The 21215-nt window shown below is 69.5% G+C and carries 17 protein-coding genes; 12 read left to right on the forward strand and 5 right to left on the reverse strand.

Annotated features, from left to right (window positions below; genetic code table 11):
- Nucleotides 1-69 precede the first annotated feature (69 nt).
- Nucleotides 70-1080 carry a recombinase family protein gene (locus ACFYO5_RS34835; RefSeq protein ID WP_388716800.1) on the reverse strand — a complete coding sequence of 337 codons (1011 nt, stop codon included), beginning with the start codon at nt 1078-1080 and terminating at the stop codon, nt 70-72.
- A 397-nt stretch (nt 1081-1477) separates the two neighbouring features.
- On the opposite strand from ACFYO5_RS34835, the gene ACFYO5_RS34840 reads away from it, so the two are divergent.
- Nucleotides 1478-1717 (forward strand): hypothetical protein, encoded by a 240-nt coding sequence (locus ACFYO5_RS34840; RefSeq protein ID WP_388716803.1) that lies wholly within the window; start codon nt 1478-1480, stop codon nt 1715-1717.
- A gap of 22 nt (nt 1718-1739) precedes the next feature.
- Entirely contained in the window at nt 1740-2552 is an 813-nt protein-coding gene (locus ACFYO5_RS34845) for an SAM-dependent methyltransferase (protein ID WP_388716806.1), read from the forward strand.
- Between the two features lie 77 nt (nt 2553-2629).
- Here the strand turns inward: ACFYO5_RS34845 and ACFYO5_RS34850 are convergent, their stop codons facing one another.
- Entirely contained in the window at nt 2630-3157 is a 528-nt protein-coding gene (locus tag ACFYO5_RS34850; RefSeq protein ID WP_388716809.1) for a GNAT family N-acetyltransferase, read from the reverse strand.
- Between the two features lie 19 nt (nt 3158-3176).
- Here ACFYO5_RS34850 and ACFYO5_RS34855 point away from each other — a divergent pair, with 19 nt between their 5' ends.
- Nucleotides 3177-3821, forward strand: a complete 645-nt coding sequence (locus tag ACFYO5_RS34855; RefSeq protein WP_388716812.1) for a methyltransferase family protein — start codon at nt 3177-3179, stop codon at nt 3819-3821.
- 157 nt (nt 3822-3978) lie between these two features.
- On the opposite strand, the gene ACFYO5_RS34860 is transcribed toward ACFYO5_RS34855, so the two are convergent.
- Entirely contained in the window at nt 3979-7101 is a 3123-nt protein-coding gene (locus ACFYO5_RS34860; RefSeq protein WP_388716815.1) for a Tn3 family transposase, read from the reverse strand.
- A 357-nt stretch (nt 7102-7458) separates the two neighbouring features.
- Between ACFYO5_RS34860 and ACFYO5_RS34865 the strand changes: the two genes are divergently transcribed.
- Genes ACFYO5_RS34865 through ACFYO5_RS34875 form a run of 3 tightly spaced genes read left to right on the forward strand, consistent with a single transcriptional unit; the run spans nt 7459 to nt 10373 of the window.
- On the forward strand, nt 7459-8577 hold the full coding sequence (locus ACFYO5_RS34865) for a tyrosine-type recombinase/integrase (protein ID WP_388716818.1): 1119 nt from the start codon (nt 7459-7461) through the stop codon (nt 8575-8577).
- On the forward strand, nt 8577-8903 hold the full coding sequence (locus ACFYO5_RS34870; RefSeq protein ID WP_119582293.1) for a helix-turn-helix transcriptional regulator: 327 nt from the start codon (nt 8577-8579) through the stop codon (nt 8901-8903). Before ACFYO5_RS34865 ends, ACFYO5_RS34870 begins: the two co-directional genes overlap by 1 nt.
- 3 nt (nt 8904-8906) lie before the next feature.
- Nucleotides 8907-10373: a hypothetical protein gene (locus ACFYO5_RS34875; protein ID WP_388716822.1), complete on the forward strand. Its 1467-nt coding sequence runs from the start codon at nt 8907-8909 to the stop codon at nt 10371-10373.
- Between the two features lie 26 nt (nt 10374-10399).
- On the opposite strand, the gene ACFYO5_RS34880 is transcribed toward ACFYO5_RS34875, so the two are convergent.
- Nucleotides 10400-10978, reverse strand: coding sequence for a suppressor of fused domain protein (locus ACFYO5_RS34880; protein ID WP_388716825.1), 579 nt, complete (start codon nt 10976-10978; stop codon nt 10400-10402).
- 600 nt (nt 10979-11578) lie between these two features.
- On the opposite strand from ACFYO5_RS34880, the gene ACFYO5_RS34885 reads away from it, so the two are divergent.
- From ACFYO5_RS34885 to ACFYO5_RS34905, 5 genes are all read left to right on the forward strand, one after another.
- Nucleotides 11579-13075 (forward strand): hypothetical protein, encoded by a 1497-nt coding sequence (locus ACFYO5_RS34885; protein WP_388716828.1) that lies wholly within the window; start codon nt 11579-11581, stop codon nt 13073-13075.
- Nucleotides 13076-13687: 612 nt separating this feature from the next.
- Nucleotides 13688-14338, forward strand: coding sequence for a hypothetical protein (locus tag ACFYO5_RS34890; protein WP_388716831.1), 651 nt, complete (start codon nt 13688-13690; stop codon nt 14336-14338).
- Between the two features lie 225 nt (nt 14339-14563).
- A complete protein-coding gene (locus tag ACFYO5_RS34895) occupies nt 14564-15346 on the forward strand; it encodes a hypothetical protein (protein WP_388716834.1) in 783 nt (260 codons plus the stop codon).
- 150 nt (nt 15347-15496) lie between these two features.
- Entirely contained in the window at nt 15497-16732 is a 1236-nt protein-coding gene (locus ACFYO5_RS34900) for a hypothetical protein (protein ID WP_388716837.1), read from the forward strand.
- Nucleotides 16733-16859: 127 nt separating this feature from the next.
- Nucleotides 16860-18170, forward strand: coding sequence for a hypothetical protein (locus tag ACFYO5_RS34905; protein ID WP_388716840.1), 1311 nt, complete (start codon nt 16860-16862; stop codon nt 18168-18170).
- A gap of 664 nt (nt 18171-18834) precedes the next feature.
- Here the strand turns inward: ACFYO5_RS34905 and ACFYO5_RS34910 are convergent.
- Nucleotides 18835-20199: a DUF2637 domain-containing protein gene (locus tag ACFYO5_RS34910; RefSeq protein WP_388716842.1), complete on the reverse strand. Its 1365-nt coding sequence runs from the start codon at nt 20197-20199 to the stop codon at nt 18835-18837.
- Nucleotides 20200-20727: 528 nt separating this feature from the next.
- Between ACFYO5_RS34910 and ACFYO5_RS34915 the strand changes: the two genes are divergently transcribed.
- Complete coding sequence (locus ACFYO5_RS34915) at nt 20728-21204, forward strand: prepilin peptidase (protein ID WP_388716845.1); 477 nt, start codon at nt 20728-20730, stop codon at nt 21202-21204.
- Nucleotides 21205-21215: the final 11 nt, after the last annotated feature.

A 21215-nucleotide genomic window follows, 5' to 3' on the forward strand; every position in this document is an offset into this window, starting at 1 on the left:
GGTCCCTGCGCGAACACCGGCCTTGGGGAACATCGGTACAGCCGTTGGCGCTGAGATTGATCATGAGGTCTAGCTGCGGATCTCCGCGTTCGGGCGGGGCCTGGCCTGGAGGCGGTCGCGTAGGTCGATCTCCTCGGGGGTGAGCGGGTCTTCTGGCCGGCGGATGCGGACGGACTTGGGCCGCAGTGGCGGGCCGTCGTCCGCCGCAGCTTCTTCGGCTTCGGCCAGTGCCCGGTAGAGCGAGGCGACCGAGGGATTTTTGCCTGCGTTCTTCCCCGTCTTGATGACCAGCTTCTTCGCGATCTCGGGCACAGGAACACCCTTGTCCTTGAGCGCGACGGCGAAGGTGAGCATGTCGTCGTCGATGACCTTCGGCCGTCCGCCGTGGTTGCCCTTGGCCGCTGCGGTGACCTGGCCTTCGAGGGTCTTCTCCCGGATGTAGTTGCGTTCGATCTGCCCGGCGACGGCGAGCACGGCGAAGAACATGGCGCCCATGCCGTTGGGGTCGTAGATGCCGGTGAGCGGGCCGGTGAGGAGTTCGAGCTGGATGCCGCCGGCTTGGAGCTCGGCGGACAGCGTCATCAGCTCGGCCGCGTTGCGCGCGAGCCGCTTGAGCTCGTGGACGGTGAAGATGACCGGCGTCTCGGGTGCGGCTTCCTTGAACTGGCGGGCCAGCGCAAGCGCCTTTTCCAGCTCGGGCCGCACCTTGACGCGGGTGCTGATCTGCTCCCGGAAGACCTTGTGGCACTCTGCCCGGTGGAGGGCTTCGAGCTGGCTCGCCAGCTCCTGGCGGGCAGTCGAGGTGCGGGCGTACCCGATCCTCACGGGCCGCTCGGTGCGGGGCGCGGGCACGACGCCTAGCGCGGGGCCTTGCTTCCACACGCGGCCGGGGAGGCGGTCGGCGGGGACGGGGATCTCCAGTTCCTCGCGGAGTGCGGGGACGAGGACGAAGCGCGGGGTGTGGTACTTCGCGGCGGTCTTCCCGCCCCGGGTGCGGCAGGCGCTTCCAGCGGGCGCGTCACAGTTCGGGCAGTCGTGACGCTCTACCGCCAATGCGGCCTGATCGGGCGTGAGATCCATGGCGGCAGCCTCGCAGAAGTACCTCGCACAACACGTCGGTTTCGAGAGGACTTTTGCGAACGGTGACCTGCGGAGACGTGATCACTCCCGGGCCTCTCGCAGATCTCTCACAGATGTTCGTTTGCGAGAGGCGGCCTCCGCTACCGGCACGGCTGTTCTGTCAGTCCCCAAGGCTGGTAGCGAGACCGGCCGGGGTGCGGTCGTCAGGTGCGCGGCCCGGCTTCGCTCGGGCGCGGGTGGGCGGAGCCGCGCCCGGCGGGACGGCCAGCGCCGGATCGGGAACGCGCAGGCACCGTCTCACCCATTTAGCCCAATTTGAGCGAGTTGGGTTGGATGTGGCAGATTCGGTCGTGCTCGACTGGTTGGGTCCGGTTGTCCCCGTTGTGAAGGAGTGGACATGTCTCCCGCAGTGGTCGAACTCATGGAAGAACTGGTCACCGATCCGCGTCGGCAGCAGGCGTTTCGCCGTTCGCCGCAGGAGTACACCGCCGACCGCGGCCTGAGCCAGGCTGAGCAGACCGCGCTCACCTCCGGCGACGTGAAGCGTATCCGCGCCGTGCTGGCCGACCACAGCTCCGTCAAGGAGGCTCCGAGCGCCCTCCTGCTCGTCACCACCCACCCGGACGATAAGAGCTGAGCCGGCGGACGTGGACCCGCATGTGACGCAGGAACCCGACAGCTCGGTACAAATGCCCAGGGAGAACGCGCAGTTGGTTGTCGTGGGCACCGGATACCGGGCCGTCGGGGACCTGACGATTGAGGCCAAGGCCAGCCTCGAACAGGCGGACAAAGTGTTGTGCCTGATCGGGGATCCCCTGGTCACCCAGCACATCCAGCACCTGAACCCCACGGTGGAGACTCTCGACGGCCACTACGCCCCGGGCAAGCCCCGCCAGGTCAGCTATGAAGAGATGGTCCAGCACATCCTCGCGGAGGTGCGCCGTGACCAGTTCGTGTGCGTCGCCCTGTACGGGCACCCCGGGGTGTTCGCCTATGCGGGGCATGAGGCGATCCGCCGAGCCCAACTCGATGGCATCCCGGCGAGGATGGTCCCGGCCAGCTCCGCGGAGGACTGGCTCTTCGCCGACCTGGGAATCGATCCCGCGACCCACGGCTGCCAAAGCTTCGAAGCCACCGACTTCCTCCTCCACCATCGCGTCTTCGACCCCACCAGCCTGCTGATCCTGTGGCAGGTCGGCGTCATCGGCATGTTCGACCGGGTCCCCGATTTCGACGCGCGCCCCGGCGCCGCAGTGCTTGCCGAACTCCTGACCATGCACTATCCCGACGACCATCCCGTCACCGCCTACGAGGCATCGCCCTACGTCGCCGCACCGCCGCGCGTGACCACCGTCCCGCTGGCCAAGCTCCCCGACACCCCGATGAGTGCCGCCACCACCCTGGTGGTTCCGCCTCTGCCGGAACGGCCGATGGACCGTGACGTGCTGGCACGGCTGACCGGCCGCGCCTGACCAGCCGGGCCGCCCCGTACCTTGCGGCCCGATCGCGACGATCTCCGTCGCGATCGGGCCGTCATCACGTCCGCCGCCTACCGAGGGAGGTCGTCGCGCAGGATGGAGTACACCTCCACGTCACGCCACCGGCCGTCGCGCCAGCACGCTCCGCGCGTCACACCCTCAAGTTTCATCCCGTTTTTCACGCAGCACGCCGCCGCCGGCGTATTGCCCACCTCCACGTGTGTCTCCAACCGGTGCACCTGCGTGTGGGCGAACAGGTACTCCCGGAGGGCCGACCCCGCGGCCACCGTCTCTCCCCTGCCGCGCTCCTCCGGCAGCACGCACATTCCCACGTTCCAACACCGAGACGTGCCGTTGTACGTCACGGCCCTCCACGACGCCGCCCCCACCGCGACGTCACCGCGCACCACCGCCAGCATGCCGTCGTCCGCCCCCAGACACCGGTCCAGCTCCCAGCGGCTGCGCACTTTCCCAGGCCCGCCGACGTGATTCCACCCCGTCCACGCGAACGGCCCCAACACCTCCGGATCAGTCAGCAACCGCTCCAGGACACCGAGATCCTTCTCCCGAAAGGGGCGCAAAAACGAAATGTCGTTCATGACCGGTACGCTAGCCGCTTTGCGAAGCAGCCTCACCGACAACACAAGGCCCAGCAAACCGTCAAGCACAGCGAAAAAGGCACTCGCCTACGGCCTGGCCACCACCACCTATGCCGCCTGGTGCGCCCTCGAAGCCAACTGGACGCTGCGCCGCCGCAACCAGGGCCGCGCCAATCCTGTCCAGCCCGTAGCCGCGGAACGACACAGCGGCCGCGTGCTCCTCGCCACCGCAGTCCTCGGCGACCTCGCCGCCGCCGGCCTGCTGCGCCACGCGCCCAGCCACCGCCTGACCGGCGACCGCGCCACCACCATCCTCATCGCCCTGCCCGGCGTCTGGACCGGACTGGCCCTGCGCCACCGGGCCATTGCCGCCCTCGGCGAACACCACCGCGCCACCGTCGACGTCCACCCCGACCAACCCCTGATCCGCACCGGCCCCTACCGCCGCCTGCGCCACCCCTCCTATGCCGGCGGCCTCCTCGCCGTCGCCTGCGCCGCCTTCGCCCTCGACCACCCCCCGGCGGCAGCCGCCGTCATCGGATGCACTCTCGCCGGCCAGCTCTACCGCATCCACGCCGAAGAAACCCTGCTCACCACCGCCTTCGGCGCCGCATACACCGACTACGCGGCAACCACCGCGCGCCTGATCCCCGGCATCTGGTGAATCACACTTCACCGCCCGGACCGGACAGCGTGCGAGGCACCCCACACAGGCACCCGATCCACCATGTATCCGCCCTCGCCTGTCCAAACAGCCAGAACGGTGCAGACTTTCACCGCTCCCGGACAACGCTCCGGCTCGCTCAAGACAGCAGGCCCGCCTACTCCTCGTCGTCTCCGTCGATCCCGGCGGCATCCGGGTCGCGCAGCGGGCGCAGGCCGCCGTTGGCCGGGGCGGAGGCAGTGAAGCTGTAGCGGCCCAGGACGTTGAGATTGCGGTGCTTGAGCGGGGAGAGCCGTGCGATGTCCTCGTCACGGATCTCGTGAGCCTCGGCGCGCAGCTGGGTGACGGCGGCGTCGATGTACCGGGTGGTCCAGTGCACGACGGCGTTGAGGACCAGGCCCAGTGAGCCGAGCTGGTCCTCCATCCCGTCCCGGTACGCCTGGTGGATGGTGCCGCGCTTGCCGTGGCACACGTCGCGGGCCAGCTTGTGCCGGGACTCCTGCGCGGTGAGCTGGCGGTTCATCTGGCGGCGGTAGGTGTCGTCGACCGGGTCGACCACGCGGAGCAGGTGCTCGGTCTTGGCGATCCGGCCGTACTCGGCGAATGCCTGGCCCAGCGGGGTCGGGTGGCCTTCGCGTCCGAACATCCGCAGCAGGTCGTAGGCGCGGACCTGGTTGGTGACCAGGGAACCGGCGACCCGGAGCATGTCCGGCCAGTGAGTAATCACCTTGTTCAGGTTGACCCGGTTGCGGGCCAGCGGCTCCAGCGGCCCGTACGTGCCGGTCTCTACGCCGGGAAGGGACGCGCGCCAGAACCGTTGGTCGTCCAGGTCTTTGAACCGGGGGCTGAAGTTGTAGCCCAGGATGCGGAAGATGCCGAACACGATGTCGCTGTACGAGGCGTTGTCGGTGGCGACCATCTCCGGCTTCACCCCGCCGTCGAGGTTCAGCAGGGCGTCCAGGATGTGCAGGGAGTCGCGCGGCGTGCCCGGCACCACCATCTGCCCGATGCCCGCGACCTGGTCGTTGACGGCGTTGAGCCAGGTGATGCCGCGCTTGAACCCGAAGTACTTCGGCGATGGGGCAGCGTTGATGGTGCGGACGGGAACGACGAACCGCAATCCGTCGACCGAGGCCAGCAGCCCGTCTCCCCAGTACCGCACGATCGGCACCTGGCCCTGCGCCTCGATCAGCGCGGCGTTCGCCGCGGCGATGGTGTCGGCCCGCAGGTAGAACTGGTCGACGTGCACCAGCCGAGAACGGTGAAGCGCCTCATGCGCGGGGTTGATGACCGGGGTCATACCGATGTTGCACGCCTCCGAGACCAGGAGGGCCACCAGCGAGGTGGTCAGATCCTTCATGCGAGTTGTCCCGTCGCCCAGATGTACGAAGGCGTCCAGGAACCCTGTCCAGCCGTGCACCTCGAACAACAGCTCCGGCAGGTCGATCTTCGGGAGCATCTTCTCCACCCGCCCCCGCAGCCACGTCAGGGACTTCGGCTCGCCCAGCGCGCCGAGCTTGGACACGTTCAGCTTCGCCCGGCCGCCCGGCGGGACCTCGATGGTGACCTTCGTGTCCTGCCCAGCCGTCTCCAGCCGCTCCGCCATCTGCTTCCACGCCGCATCCAGCGCCGTCACCAGCGCGGCCAGGTGCTCCTCGACCGGCATATGCAGGCTCAGACCCGCCAGAACTTCCTCCCGCACGGCCTCCCACTCGGTGCCGTCCAGCAGCCTGGCGCGCGGGTCGGACCAGCGGTGCGAGGGCGAGGCGAACACGTCCCGGCGCTGAAGCGCGCGGTGCAGCTGCTCCAGCACACACACCACGTATGCGTCCCGGTCCACGGCCCCCGGCGGCAGCTCGGCGTTGGCATACACCGCCTTGCGCCACGCGGCCGGCACTAACTTGTCATCGACCTCGCGCGGCAGCAGCGGCTTGTCCTTCACCCGCCGCCGCGCCAGAGCGGGCAGCCGCTTCACCCCGGCCAGCACCCGCTTCCCGCCGGTCGCCGCGTCCAGCGCCTTCGACTCGCCCAGCAGCGACAGGAACGGCCGCACCGTGTTGTACCGGGTGGCCAGCGCCGCCCGCATCGCGACGGCCGCCGAGTCCTCGTCCTCCGGCACCAGCGAGACCACCAGCACGGCCGCACTCATCACCGCGGCCCGGGGCGCGACCTCCTCCACTGCCCGCCACAGTGCCGCCGCGTCCAGATCCGTGCCGTGTGCCTCGACCAGCTCCAGCTCCTCGAACAGCACCTTCGCCGCCCGCGCCAGGGTCCGCGACGCCTTCTCCAGCTGCGGCAGCGTCGAGAGCCGCTCCTTGTCCGTCGCTCGCTTCGCCGTGCTGATCAGCCTCGTCGCCATCAGCACCGAGAACAGGTCCAGGGCCTCATCGATCGCTTTGGCCTCAAGGTGGCGCATCACCGCGGTGAGCATCGCCGTCCGCTTGGGCTCTGCGGCCCGCTCCAGGCTCGCAGCCTTGGACCCCAGCCCGTAACGGGCCAGCGCCGCGAGCCGGTTCGGCGGGATCTGTGACAGCTTCAACCGCCCCAGCTGGAACGCACCGATCTCGTCGACCCGCTCCAGTGACCGCGCGAACGCCGTGCCCGTCGTACGCGTCGGAGGCCGGCGCAGTCGCTCCAACTCCGAGTACCGGCCGCCCTCCGGGGTCACCAGCGTGGCCACCAGGTCCGCCGGCAGTGCAGGATCCGCGCGGTGAGCCGCCCTGGACACGGTGGCGTGCAGCCGCTTCTCCGCGATCGCGCGAACCTCCGACACCTGCCGGACCAGCACCGAGACACCCGGCAGCAGCACCCGGTTCCGCCGCAGCCAACCCACCGCCTGGTTGAACAGCGCGACTGGCCCCTCCGCATGGGTCCACGCCCGGCCGTGCAGGAACGTACGGAACTTCCGACCCCACTCCGGATCGTCGTACGGGTGGTAGCCGTAGGCGTCCCGGATCTCCCACGCGTGCTCGTACGCCGTTTTCAGCCGCTCGGTGTACCGCTTCACGCACGACGGGTCTTGAATGCCGAGCTGTACGGCCAGGTGCTCGACCACCGGCCACGGCACCGCCAGGGGGGCCTCCAGGAACAGCCCCACGTAGCGGACCGTGCACATCTGGAGGGCGAAGCCCAGCTGATGATGCATCGTACGCCGCAGCGCGATCAGATCCCGGTCAACATCGTCCAGGAAGAAGAACCGCTCCAGCTCAGGTCTCGTCGGCTCCTCGGCGAACTTCCCGTACGCCTCGGCCTGATCATCAGTTAAGAACTCCACCGGCATGACGCGGACCGTAGCCAGGCCCCGCCCGTGATCGACGATCTTTCGGCGAACTCCAATTCTGGGGATGATCGCTGTGCTAGCCAACCATGATCGTTCTCAGCGCCAACGGCTGTACCGATGTTCCTACCGACGCCAATTGCATCGGATGCGAATAGGCGACACTCGCCCTGAATGCTGGCCGGACCCTGCACAGATGCGGTCCCAGCAGGGCCGTTGGCCTCGGAGTCACGGTAGCGGTCTTGTCGGCAGACAACTGCATGTCTCACTCCATCGAGCGATTGAACTGCGAAGACGCCCCCGAGTCGCATCTGATGCGAAATTCTCGCGTCAGATGCGATGGACGGAGAGTGATGTCGGATGGGTGTGGACGGTCACGTTCCAGGTTCTGCTCGGCTGCACCTGATCGACGGCCTGCCGTTGCTGCGACCGGACGAGCAGGTCTTCGAGGCGATGATCAAGGGCTGGCGCAACCAGCAGCTCGCCCGGAACCTCTCGCAGGGGTACGTCGATGACCAGGAACGTACGGTCCGCGCCTTCATCCGGCATGCCGATGCGATGCCGTGGCAGTGGACGCCGCAGCACGTCGATGAGTGGTCGGCCGATCTGCGGGCCGTGCACGGCTGTGTCCGCTCCACCCTGCGCAACTACCAGGGCTCCGTGCGCCAGTTCTGCGACTTCCTGACCAACCCAGCCTACGGCTGGAGCGATGAGTGTCTGCGGCACTTCGGTACTCACCCAGTCCAGGTGGTCTACGACTGGAACGCGGCGACGCACGCCGACGAAGCCGAGGGCGAGCCGGAACGACGTGCCTTTACCCGGCCCGAGCTGGAAGCGTTCTTCGACCACGCCGACGAGGAAGTGCTTCGTGTTCGCGACAAGGGCCGTAAGGGCTGGCTGCCGGCCTTCCGGGACGCCGCCTTGTTCAAGGTTGCGTACGCCTACGGTCTGCGACGCAACGAGACCCGGATGCTCGACCTCACCGACTTCGGCCGCAACCCGGAAGGTCGGGAGTTCGGTGAGTACGGCACCCTGCTGGTCCGCTACGGCAAGGCCAAGAAGGGCTCGCCGCCCAAGCGCCGCAGCGTGCTGACCGTCTGGCACTGGACACCCAGCACCATCGAGGAATGGATCAGCGAGGTCCGGCCCGGGATGCGGCACTCGACCAGCCGGGCCCTCTGGCCATCCGAGAGAGGCCCGCGACTCGGGCTCCAACGTCTGGACTCCCGCTTCGCCGCCTACCGCGACGCCGTCGGCCTGGACCCCGCGCTGGAGTTCCACTCACTGCGCAGGTCCTACATCACCCACCTGATCGAGGACGGCCACGACCCGCTGTTCGTCCAACAGCAAGTCGGCCACGACCACGCCTCCACCACCGCGATCTACACCTGCGTCTCCTCCGACTTCCGCACCCGCTCCCTGCGACGCGTCCTGGACGCCACCATCGAGGCCGCTCTGCGGCCGGGAAGGACCTCCTGATGCCACGCCAGATCAGCTACCGGTGGCGCCTGCGCGAGCTGATGGCCGCCCGCGGCATGTTCACCGTCGCCGAACTGATGCCGCATCTGACCGAACGTGGCATCACTCTGTCCTCCTCCCAGGTCCACCGTCTGGTTTCGGGAACCCCGGAACGGCTGTCCCTGCCGGTGCTGGCCACCCTCTGCGACATCCTCGACTGCACGCCCACCGACCTGATCGCCACCTCGGCCCAGAACCTCCCGGCCCGCCGAGCCGCCGGCGAAGAAGCTCCGATCAACCTGGCCGCCCGCCGACCCACACGGGTCCGGCTGACGCCCGAGGGGTGAGTGGTGACGCCCGAGGAGTACGAGCGGTGGATGATCCGCGACTGCGCACGCTGCGGCCGTCGCGCCTCGAAGTCCGCCGAGTGGTCGGACGGCCCGATCTGCCGAACCTGCTACGACCGCGCGATGCGAGTCCGCGGCCGCTGCCCCTGCTGCGACACCGACCGGCTGCTGCCCGGACGGGACACCGACGGCGCACCGATCTGCCGCGACTGCGCGGGCATCGTCCGCGACTTCTTCTGCAATCGCTGCGGCTTCGAGGGGCTGCTGCTTGGCGGACGCCTCTGCGAACACTGCACCCTCGCCGACACGCTCGCCCGCCTACTCGACGACGGCACCGGCCGCGTCGCCCCGGCGTTCCTGCCGCTGGTCAAGATCCTGCTGGAGATGGACCGGCCCAAGAGCCGACTCATCTGGCTGCGCAATCCCAACGTCGTCCGACTCCTCCAGGGCCTGGCCACGGGCAGTATCCCGCTCACCCATGACGGGCTGCACCAGGAAACCCCCTGGCGAAGCGTCACTCACCTGCGTGACCTGCTGATGGACAGCGCTGTCCTCCCGCGAGTCGACCGGCAACTCCTCCTCTACCAACGCTGGCTGACCGAACGGCTCGCCACCATCGAAGACCCCGAACACCGCAAGCTTCTACGACACTTCGCCACCTGGCACCAGTTGCGGCGCCTGCGGACCAAGGCGGAGAAGGGACCGCTGGGACGCTCCCAGACCAACCACACCAAGCAGGAAGTCACCCAGGCTGGTGCCTTCCTTGCATGGCTCGCCGGTCGAGGACGTGCAATCGGGCAGTGCCGGCAGGCTGACATCGACACTTGGCACACCGAGAGCCTGGCCACCCGCCGCCCCTCCCAGTCATTCCTGCGGTGGTGCATGAAGACCGGCAGGATGCCCCGCCTCACGCTGCCGCCCGCGGTCATCGCCCAGGACTCGGAACCGCTGCACCAGCACCGCCGGCTCGCGATCCTCCGCCGGGTCCTCAACGACGACTCCTTGCCCCTGCGGGCCCGGGTCGCCGCCGCGCTCGTTCTCCTCTACGCGCAACCCGTCAGCCGCATCGTCCGCCTCACCATCGACGACATCACCGACGACGAGACCACCGTCACCGTCCAGCTGGGAGACCCGCCGTCACCGCTGCCGGAGCCCGTCGCCGACCTGATGCGGGCCTACATCCAGTCCCGGCAACACCTGCCCTACGCCAGCAGCAGGAGCTCACAGTGGCTCTTCCCCGGCCGTCAGCCCGGACAGCCGATGAACCCGGTCAGCCTGCAAGTCCATCTGCGTGAGATCGGCGTCCCTCCACAGCGCGGCAGAACCTCCGCGATCCGTCAGCTCGTCCTCCAAGCTCCGGCCCCCGTCATCGCGAAAGCACTCGGCTACCACGACAAGACCGCCACCCGCCTGGTGACCGAAGCTGGCGGAACCTGGAGCCGATACGCTCCTGGTGATCACTCGCGGTGACCGCCGGGAGAGGTTCGGTCGTTGTCTCACACGACCGATGCGCGGAAAGGATCAGTGGGAATGATCTCCGCCTCGTCGAAGAGCTGCTCCAACGCCTCATGACCCTGATGCCTGCGGAACTCGATTTCGGCGGCCGTCACAGGCAAGGTCCACAGGATGCGGGCGTGCCCCCCGGGCAGCGGACAGTGTTCAAGGTCAGGTCCGTGGAGATAGGGCAGGCTGATCAGCAGGTGGTCGCAGTTCGAGCCCGGCACCCATGGTTCACCGATCGGCATGCTGTGCTCCAGGTCGAGCTGATGTCCACCGCAGTGGTAGTACGTGATCATGGCCATGAGGTCAATGAACTGCTGGTCGCGGACGTGGGCGGTCATGACGAACTCAAGCCCGTGACCGTCCTTCTCCATCGCGGCCCAGCACCCGGCGGTCACATAGGCCCAGCTATCGCTGCGTGGACCGGGGCCGACAACGAGAACCCGCAGGTCGGGCAGGACCTCGCGCCGTTCCGGCCCCAGGTCGCAGACGACGACCTCAACGGAATGCCCCTCGAAGAACGCACGGACATGTGACTCAACGGCCTCCACGGCCAGCAGCCTCGCATCACTCACCGCGCGATCATGCCAGACCCAATCAACCGGCCCGACTTCTCACCCAGCGTCATGGTCCGTGGGCCTCAGCCGCGAATACGCGACACCTCAACATGCGGGCCTACCAGTCCCAAGGCCGAACACAGCTACACAGCTGCCAACCGATCAGTCTTCGCGAAGGCCCTGCGCTGACTCCACCAACTGGATCCGCGCAGCGATGCCCGGCTCCCTGACGTCGGGAGACCTGAGCGGCCGTTCCCCGGAATGGACGACCACGAGAGAAAGTGAGCCGGAGTCCGAAGTGCTGCCGAATCGCCGTTGTACATCGTCAATAGAGCCAACCATCGGCTAGACGACTCGGCCCAGTCTGCTCGATCACACCTTCTTCACACCATTTCGTCGCTAGGCTGGCGACAACGCGCCCTGGCCGTCACGTCCCCCCGTGCGTGGCAGCTGGGGCCGTTTCGCGCCCGCAACCCAGGTGATGTCGGACGGCCCGCCCCTGTGGGACAGTCCCGGACGGCACCCGGGAGGCGTCATCGGAGCAAAACGGGCGCGCAGTTGGGGAGTTGCCTGCGAGGCTGTCTCCCCAGATCAGCCGGTTCGGGGAACGGACGCACGATGACCGCCAGGCACCTCACCTCCGCACAGCACCGCCGCGTGGAGTGGAAGGCCCTTGACCGGGCCATGGCGCGGTTTTCGACCGACTCGCTGATCGTGCTCCTCCAGGCGGCGCCCGTCGCGCCGGACAGCGCCCGCTTTCATGATCACCTGTTGCTGCTGTTCACCCGCGTCCTGCGCACCCCGGCCCGCGGTGGCATCCCTGCCGGCGCCGCCGACCTGCCCGTACTGGTGGAGGCGTCCGTGCGGGCCGCACCCGGGCGCGGCGTCGTGACCGATCGGGATCCGGGGGATGTCCGTGACCGGGTGCGGTTCACCGTGGCCGGAGACCAACTGCTGGTCCACCCCGGGCAACTCGCCCACTCCTTGCTGGTCCTGCGCACCCTGAAGCTGATGGCGGCGGCCGTCGACGAGGCTCTCCATGAGGTTCTCGGATTCGGGGCGGAGGACGTCCTTGAGCTGGTGTTGCGCCTGACCGACCGGAGCCTCGCCGCGCTCTGTGCGGCCTGGCCGGAGCCCGAGACCGCGCCGGTCGGCGAGGAGGGGTGCGAGGTCTCCTGCCGGGTAACGCCCGCCGAGGTCCGCGCGGCCGCCGCAATCGCCTGCGCGGATCCCGCGGAACTTGTGCAGGCCGCTCGGTGCCCGGAGCGCGCCGAGCGGGCACTGCAGTGGCTGACGTGTCGCATCGAGGATCTGCCGCTGCGCTACCACCCGGACATGCCGCTGCTCGGCCCGGTCCTGGCGGTGACCGCGCACGGCCGGCGTCTGCCCGTGCCGGCCTGCGCCGCGACGGAGGCCGCCGCCCCGGCCGTCGCCCGCCTGCTCACCTCGCTGCCTCCGGCCGGCCTGGAGGCGGCCGAGGCACGAATGCAGGAGCTGACAGTTGCTCGGCTCGCCCAACTGCTGGGCCTGGAAGCTGTTCCCGCCCGGCCGGGCCCGGTGTGTCTGCTCTCCTCCCCCAGCCATCGCCACGACATCGCCGTCGTCAGCGCTGTCGCGGACGGCGCCCTGGGTGTGCGCGTCGAGGAAGGCCGGGCCGCGCTCGCCGACGCCGACGTGCCGGCAGGCCGCGGCCGGCTCGTGGTCTACGGCGGCCCCCGGTTCCTCGGGCCCGAGCTGATCCGCGACACCCTCTTCCTGCACGTGGAGGAGGTGGCCGAGATCCTGCACGACGCCGAGGGCGACCTCGCGGCGCTGGCTCTGTTCGTGCTGGAGCTGACCGAGCATCCCGGTGTGCACGGCGTTTTCTACCGCGACGCGCTCGACGCCTGGTCGGCCTGGCGCCGCGGCGGGACGCTGCTGGCGCCCGGCCCCGACGGCGACGATGTCGCCATGGTCCCCGAGGCCGTACGCGACGAGGTCTGGGATCGGGCCGCCGCACGCGTCAGCGTCGACGAGGTCATGGCCGGGCGCCGGGCTCCCGCTCGCCGGGGACTTCCGGCACGCACGGCTGAGTGCACCAGAGGCGGGCGTGTCCGGCGTGTACGCCGACCTTGAGGACGTCACGTCGGGAGCGGTGGTGGTACGGGCGGCTACCGTCCCTCCGCTGGTGATCGTCGCTGTTCCCTCCCGCGAGCCGGGTGCCGTCCTGGACGCGGCCGGTATCGCCGGACTCGCCGATTCGCTGCGCACCGCGCTCACCACCATCGCGCCGGCCGCCGCCCACGCCGCGCTCCCCGGCGGTGCGCCGCTCCTCGTGCAGGTGACGGTCGCGCACCAGGCCCATCCGCACCCGGCCGGCCCGGATCCGGACACCGCTTCGCCCAGGCCTGCGGGAGGCGGCGCGAGCGGGGATGGTGACGCGGTGATGGAGGAGTGGCTGCTGCTGCGGGCCGGTGCGGACCCGGAGGCCGGGCGGATCGGCATCGACATCGACCCTCCGCTGCTCGCGGTGTTCACCGGCGACGGCAGCCAGGGGCACCACATCCTGGGCCGGCTCTTGCACCATCTGATCGAGCAGGTCCGCCGCGGCCGCGGCGCCGGACCGGGCACCGACGCCGACGTCTTCACCGTGGCCTGGGATTCTGCGTTCCCGGTCCTGCGCCTGACTGCCGCCACCAACGCGTGGCCCGCCACGGCCCCCTCTTCACCTTGCCGCGATCCCGGCACGTGCACGCGCGGGCCCTGCGCACCGCGGCCGGCGCCGTGCGGCGCGCGGGCGTACCGGCCGGCACCTGGTACGGCCCCGATGCCTACCGCCGGGGCGGGCCCGCCAAGCAGCTGCTGCACGCGCTGGAGGGTGAACTCGACGAGCAGATCCGCGCCTATCAGCCCTCTCTGCTCGGTGAGTTGGCGCGGCAGTTGAACGCCGCCTGGGTCGATCGCACCCGCTCGGCCCAGCAGAGCGCGGTGAACCTCGCTGCCCCTTGGGCGGCGAACTGGATTCCCGAGGCCGGACAGCGCCAGGTCGACGGAGCGAGGGCCGCTTCCGCTCTGCACCTGCTGCCGCAGCAGGCGCTGGCCGGGCCGCCCGCCGGTGGCCGGCCCGTCGACGTCCTCGCTGTCGCCGAACTCGTGGCTTTGGCAGAACTGGTGCTGCACAGCGGCATCACCGCGGTCTCCGCGGCCCGCCGCCTGCACGACCTTCACCTGGACATCGACCCCAGCGGCGTCTTCACCCTCACCTCCGGCCCGGACCCCGGCGAAACCGAGAGCGGGCCAGCACAGGGCGCCGGGAGCGGCGAGCACCTGGGCTGCGACGCCGACGCCTACCACCGCGCCAGACAACAGCGCCTGATCGCACAGGCCATCGCCGCGTAGCCTGAACTCCCCGATGCCGCCTCCGTACTCTGCGCCTCGGCCGTACGCACCGAGACTGCCTTCACCGCGCCTGAGCTGCCCGCCGGCAGCCAGCTCGAGCACGCCGACCGGCTGCTTCACCAGCACTGGGGCTGCGGCATCGCCGGGCTCGGCGCAGTCCTTGCCACCGCGTCCGACTGGCCCACCGGACCGGACGGAACCGCCGCTGTCACCACCGAGGACCTGGTGGCCGAGACCGTCACCTGGTCCGCGCTGCCCGCCGACCACATCCGCGCGGCCGTTGACCGGCTCCGCCTGCACCCCGGCAACGCCGCCGGCACCGGCCCGCACGCCTACACCGAAGTCGAACGCCGGTCCCGGCCCTTGACGCATCCCCTGATCGACGCCGGCGAGACGCTCCTGGTCCTGCCCTGGCTCGCCCGCGAGGCGTACGCGGCCTATCTCGACGACGGCCGGCTCCCGCACCCCGACCTGCCCGTCCCGGTCGCGCAGGCGCTGCTCCGCCACCGCCAGCAGCTCGACCAGCACCTCGAGCGCGAGATCAGCGAAGCAGTCCGTACCGCCGGACTTCCGCACCGGTTCCGTCTCTTGGAGAAGACAGCCGCCGGCCTCGGCATCCCCGGTCTGGTCGGGGAGATCGACCTCCTCGTTGCCGATCCGGCAACCGGCCGGCTGTGGGTGATCGAGGCGAAGAACCCCACCGGGGCCGTCGCACCCCACGCGCTGCTCCAGCACATCCAGAAGTTCACGACCCGCTACCGCGACAAGCTCCTGGCCAAGGCCGCCACCGTCGCTGCCCACCCCGGCCAGGCAGCCGCGGCCTGCGGCGTCACCGGCGAACAGGACTGGCGCGTCCTGCCCCTGATGGTCACCCGCACCATGGAGCCGGCCTCGTTTCTCGCCGACCCCCACGTCCCGTACATCACCGCCGAGCGTCTCACCGCGGTCCTGGCCGACCCCGCCGACCCCGAACCCGGCTGGATCCCGGCCACCGAGCCGGCGCGCTGACCCGGGCATCGCCGCGGCACCCGAACGCGGCCCGCAGAGCGGGAGGATACGGCCGGTCCTTCCCGTCGGACAGGGCACGTTGCCGGCTCCCGCCCGCCGGGCGGGCGGCACTCTGGCGGCCGAGTACCGCCGCCGTACATGATCAGCCGCATGGGTAGGAGCGCCTGGGATAAAGAAGCGACGAAGGTCGTCTGGGCCGACGACGACATCAAGGGCCTGCCGCCGGGCCTGGCCGGCGGCCGCTACCGTTGCCGGGCCTGCCGGGAGTGGCTGATCCTCAAGGGAACCAAGACCGACTCAAAGGTCCAGCCGCACTTCGCCCATCGCGGCGGAGAGGGCTGCAGCAGGCCGGAGGAAGAGGCCTTGCTCGACGCCGCTGACGAAGTCGTGATCCGCCTACGCGAGCAGATCCGCGCTCTTGCCGGCATCGCGCACTGCACCACCACCTCGCCCGGTGAGGACCCGACGGACCCGTCCGGGATGCCACCCGCGGTCATCGCCCAGTGCGGCACCACCACCGTGGTCATCGAAGCTCCGACCCAGGCGCTGCCGGGGACGGAGGCGATCCGCCGCAGGATCCGAGCGGTGCGGGACGAGCATGCCGGCGCGCAGCACGTGTGGTTCCTCAAACGGGACCTCTCCCAGTTCAATCAACTCGATCCGCATCCCGTGTGGTTGCGCGGCAGGGACGTGGTGCACGAGCAGGTGGCTCCCAACGAGCAGCAGGAAGCCATCCGCGCGGCCGGCGGGCACGTGTACTGGCTCGACGGGAAGGTCGTCCTCGTCCCCTACGGCATTCGTCGCTTCCGTCACCCGGTACAGAGCGGGCAGGACTGGACCAGCTGGCCGCGGTGGCGATCGGATCCGCGGGAGGACTGGAGGATCAGCAAGCCGCGCCCTGCGCCCGACGCCGACACCTGGGGCCTGGTGCCCATCGCGTTCGCCTCCCTCACGCGTACACGGGGCACCTTCCGGCCCGCCGACGCGCACCACGTGATGGACGAGCTCTACACCGTTCAGGAGAGCCGGTTCAACTGGCGAAACCAGCGCGCCCGGGAGGTGTACGCCGCCGTGCACTCTCCGCCGCCCGCTGTGTCGGAAGCCGAGCCCGCACCGGCGCCCGCAGAAGCCGCCGGGGCTGCGGATCCCGCTCCGGAGACGGCCTCCTCCGTGTCACAGGAGGCGGAGCCGGATCCGGTGGACACCGGGCAGACCACGTCAGGCGAGCACGCGAGCGGCGGCCCGACGGACGCGGTGATCCCTCCGCGCCCCGTCAACCCGCCGTTCGTGCCGCCCGCTCCTGCCTCCGCGGCGCCCGCCGCCCAGGCCCCGTTGGCACGGCGATGGCAGCGCCTGTTTCGGATCCCGCGGCGCGGAGGTTCGTGATTCCGGCGCCCGGCCTGCTCAGCCGGTCGGCCGTGAACTGCCCTTACGCACGTCGGCGTCGTTGGATAGCCTCTGGCAGACGGTGAGGGAGGGGTAGTCGCAGATGGCACACGCCCGATGGGGGAAGGTGATCGAGGCTCTGCGCGCGCAGGGCGAAGCCGTGCGCGCGGCAAATGAGCGCGTCGAGGAATGCCAGGCGGCCTTCGTCGCGGGTGAAGCCAGTCATGTCCGGCTGACCACGGCCGTGGCGCTCTGGCGGGTGTGCGAAGCGGACTACCTTCGGTGTGCCGTCGCGCTGCTGCGCGCGCACCTCGCCCAGGGCCGACCGCCGGTGCGGATGCCGGTCGCCGTAGTGTGGCCGCGTCCGCTGCGCCAACTCTGGAAGGCACGGGCGCAGGATCGCAGTGGTGGTGTGTGGCGGGCACTGCCCGGACCAAAGCTGCTCGCCCAGGTCGAGGCGGCCGGTCCCGACGTCCTGCTGGACGATGTCGCCGAGGCGATCAGAGCGCTGCAGGCGAGTCTGCACGGCCACCGGAAGAGCCCCCGCCTCTACGAGGCGTACATCCCGGACCGCTCGTCGTCGCAGTTCGACGCCGGGAGGACCGCGCCGACGGTGCCGGGATTCCCCGACCCCGGGCACTGGGTCAACCAGTCCTTGGCCCGAGGGAGCGGCCGGCGGGTGCAGCCGGGGCGTGGGACGGAACTGCGCCAGCTGGAGAGCGATGAGCAAGCCGTGCACGAACGCGCGGAGAACTTCGGCGCAGTAGTGCTGCGGCTACTCGAACACCACCATGGTCCCGCGGCCGCACCGTCAGGGCGGGCAGTGGTGCCCGCAGCCGCTTGGCGGGGAGCGGCCCGCTGGGTTGGTCGCGAGCAGCAGGCGGTGCCGTCCTTGGACCAGTGGCCGGGCAAGCTGAGTGCGGCTCAGGTCATCACGGTGGGCGGGCTCGGGTGGCTGGTGCTCATGCTCGCCGCCATCCCGTGGTCGGTGGCGATACAGGCACGGGTCCTCACCGACCATCCGACGCCGTTCCTGCTCACCTCCGTCGCGGTGGCGGGGCTGGGCGCCGGAGTCGTGTACCGATTCGGTCCGCGCCTGATGCGGCTGCCGGGTACCACCGCTGCGGTACCCGGCATCGCAGCGGCGGCCGCGGCCTACCTTGTGATGCAGGCCCAGGGCCCTGTGACGGGATACTTTTTCGCCGATCCTCTCGACCGGTTCGAGCGCCAGTTCACCAGCAGTTGCCTGGCCGCCAGCCCCTACCGGCTCGATGAGATCCAATCCGAGATCGTGGGCAAGACGCTGGTGGTCCGCCCGATCAGCGGGGACACGACGCTGCGACTCGGCCCGGCCGAGGACGGGGGTACGCACCCGCTGGGTCCGAGGGACAGTGCCACCCGCACGGTGCTTGAAAAGTACGGCTGCGAACTGCCCTGAGTTGCCCACCGTTCGCGGCGGGCGAGCGACCACACGGACACCCCCCAGGCGGGAAAGGCAGCGCACTACGGCAGTCCGCCCGACTACGCCTCTTGGCGGTGGTGGGAAGTGGTGGTCGGCAATCGCGGCCGTCAGCGTGACTCCCGGCCGAGCATGGCGAGATGACCTGTTCGCGGCGTCGGCCCGGGCGGCGAATGTCCCCCTGAACAGGGGCCCAGACGGCCCGGCCAACGCGAGAGGGGCAACGACGGGTGGAGGGCCAGCACAGTGCGGAGACCCTGCGGCGCCAGACCCGGACCCGGGACCACCGCGATGCACACGCACGGGTCGAGTTCGTGATGTCCGATCCCGCCGTACGGCAGCTCGGCCAGGAGATCCAGGAACACGAGTTTCACCTCGGCACGCTGATAAGCGAGATGTACCAGGCTGAAGTGGAACGGTGGGAGCGGGCGCTACGGGAAGGCAACACCGACCTGTTCGTCCAGATCTGTCCGGTAGGCACGGCGCTCACGGCCGGGCCTGCCTGCTGGACAAGGATCACGACGCCGACAGCGGCCTGCACTGGGGCAAGACCGCGGACGGCCGGCCCATCGCATGGCTCGGCAGCGCTCCCGCCGACGACTGAACGCAATCCGCCTGCCGCCAGATCGTCACCGGCCGACTGCTAGGAGTGTGCGGGCGACAGCTCCTCATGCAGAACGTGGTTCGCTTCATCGGCTCGGACGACGATCGGCCCGTACTTCCGCTCCAGCTCGACATAGGCGGTGCGGCCTGAGCCAGCCTTCTGATATCCGGCCCACCGGGTGAGGTTCTTGCGTGTGAGCTCGACACCTGCGACCTGGTGGGCGAGGTAGATCCGTTCGGCTCGCTGCCGCTTGCTCTCGTTCTCCGGGGCGGTTCCCAAGTCGATCGCCGGCAGGGGATCAACCTGGCCGTCATCCTCCTCATCGGCGTCTTCGTCCGCGTCTTCGTCGGCCTCCGTGACCTCTTCATCGCCGTCCACCTCGTCACCGCTGTTCGTGTCGGCATCCAGTTCGTCCGCGGAATCCTCAGCTTCCTCAGACGTGGCAGTGTCGTCCGCGAGCAGGTCTTCGCCGGGATGGTCGAGGGCGGTCTCCCCTTCGGGCTCCGTGACGGCCGCCGCGGACTCTCCCGGCGACTGTGACCGGGAGTGGTCGACGGGACTCTCCGGCGCCTGCGCAGCGCCGGACTCCATAGGAGCCGGAAGGCCCCGACCAGGGAGGCCCTCGGGAGAATGCGCGACGGCTGGCACAAGCTCGTGATCAACCGGCTGCACAGGTGTCGGTGTCGGCGCCCCCGCAGGACGGACCGCGTACCCAAGACGGCTGCGGCGCAGCGGCCGGAGCTCTTCACGCCTCGCCTTCCTGCGCCAACGCCATCCGTACGCGTCGCGGAGCTCCTGGCGGTACTCCAGCTTCTCCTGATACAGCTCAAGCGCTACCTCGTACGAGGGAATCGTGCTCGGCCAAAGCTTCCTGCTGCGCCAGATCAGCCATGTCGACCACGGGGCGAGTAGCCAGCGGCCCAGCGAGAGCGCGAAGTCCTCTGTCCCCGCGTCACGGGCCGTCGCGGTCTGGACCGCGTGCCGGACAGCCTCGGTGATCGCGATGAACAGCAGCGGAATCGTCGCATGCATGGTTGAGGCAAGTATATCCGGATATGCGGCCATTGCATTGAACGCCACCGTGGCGATGGTCAGCAGCCACGCAATGCGCCGCAGTAGCGGGTATCGCAAGTCCACCCAAGTCAGGGCGAGATCAAGGCTCAACATCACGATAATGCCGATATCTATACCAAGCGGAAAGATGCCTGCGAACCAACCAAATCCCCTCTCTGTCGCCAGATCGCGTACTGCCGTGTAGGAGCCGACGAAGCCCGTCAGGGCGATCAGGAGCGAGCCGAACCCAATGACTTCGAACGTCACCCGACGCCCGCGGGTCCAGACGACCCGGCGGCGCCCGTGTTGCCCGGCCGGTACCGCCTTGCCGAAATCAGCGGTCGTCGTCATGGACCCGTGCCCCCTTCGTCGTGCCAGTGCGCGCAGCGCCATCGCCCATAGAGGTGTGCTCAGCGGCGACCGTGTGACATTCCGCGCCTCCGCAGTTCTCGGCGATCGCGCTTCCGAATCTGAACGGTAGGAGCGCGCGCCCTCCCCATCCACCGCGTATTGACCCATGGAGCACCCTGTGACCTGGTCGTTGTCTTCGCCATAAGGCCGAACAGGGTCGAACCGACAGCGCGACTCACCTAGGCTCCAAGATCTCGGCATATGCCGGGAGTCGAACGACACCGCTCGGGGGCTGCCGTGATGACCGCGCTGACGACTACCGTCGCCCTGCTCACCGGCCTCCTAGTCGGGACGGCCGCACGGCCCTTGCTGTTCGCCTGGACCGTTCCCGCCGACGCACCGCTCCGGCGCTCCTGCCCCGCCTGTGGAACACCGGCCCGGGTAGCCATTCGGCTCCTTGCCCCGCCACGCGGCCGATGCGCGGCGTGCCGGACCCCCTGGTGTACCAACCGCGGTCTCCCGGAGGCGATGGCCGCACTCGCATTCGCCCTCATCGTCGCGAGCGGTCTGACCGGCTGGATAGCCGCGGCGCACTACTGGATCGCCGCATGCGGAACGGCGCTGGCTCTGATCGACGCGAAGGTGAACCGGCTCCCGAATTTCCTCACCCTCCCGGCCTTCGTCGGGGTCATCGTCCTGCTGGGAGGTGCCGCAGCGAACGGAGAACAAGGCAGCCTCCTCCGCTCCTTCGCTGCCGCGGCGGCACTCGGGACCGTCTTCTTCCTCATGACCTTCAGCGGCGTCGGACTCGGCGACGTGAAACTCGCCCCCACTCTCGGGGCCCTGCTCGGCTGGCACAGCTGGGCCAGCGTGTTCCTCGGAACCTTCGCGATGTTCGCCCTCGGCGCCGTAGTCAACCTCGCACGCGGACGTGTACGAGGGCGTGTAGCGTTCGGCCCGTACATGATCATCGGGGCGCTATGCATTTCAGTCTGCATCTCCTGAACGCCCTGTGG

It is taken from the genome of Streptomyces sp. NPDC006259, assembly GCF_042870975.1.
Lineage (GTDB): Bacteria > Actinomycetota > Actinomycetes > Streptomycetales > Streptomycetaceae > Streptomyces.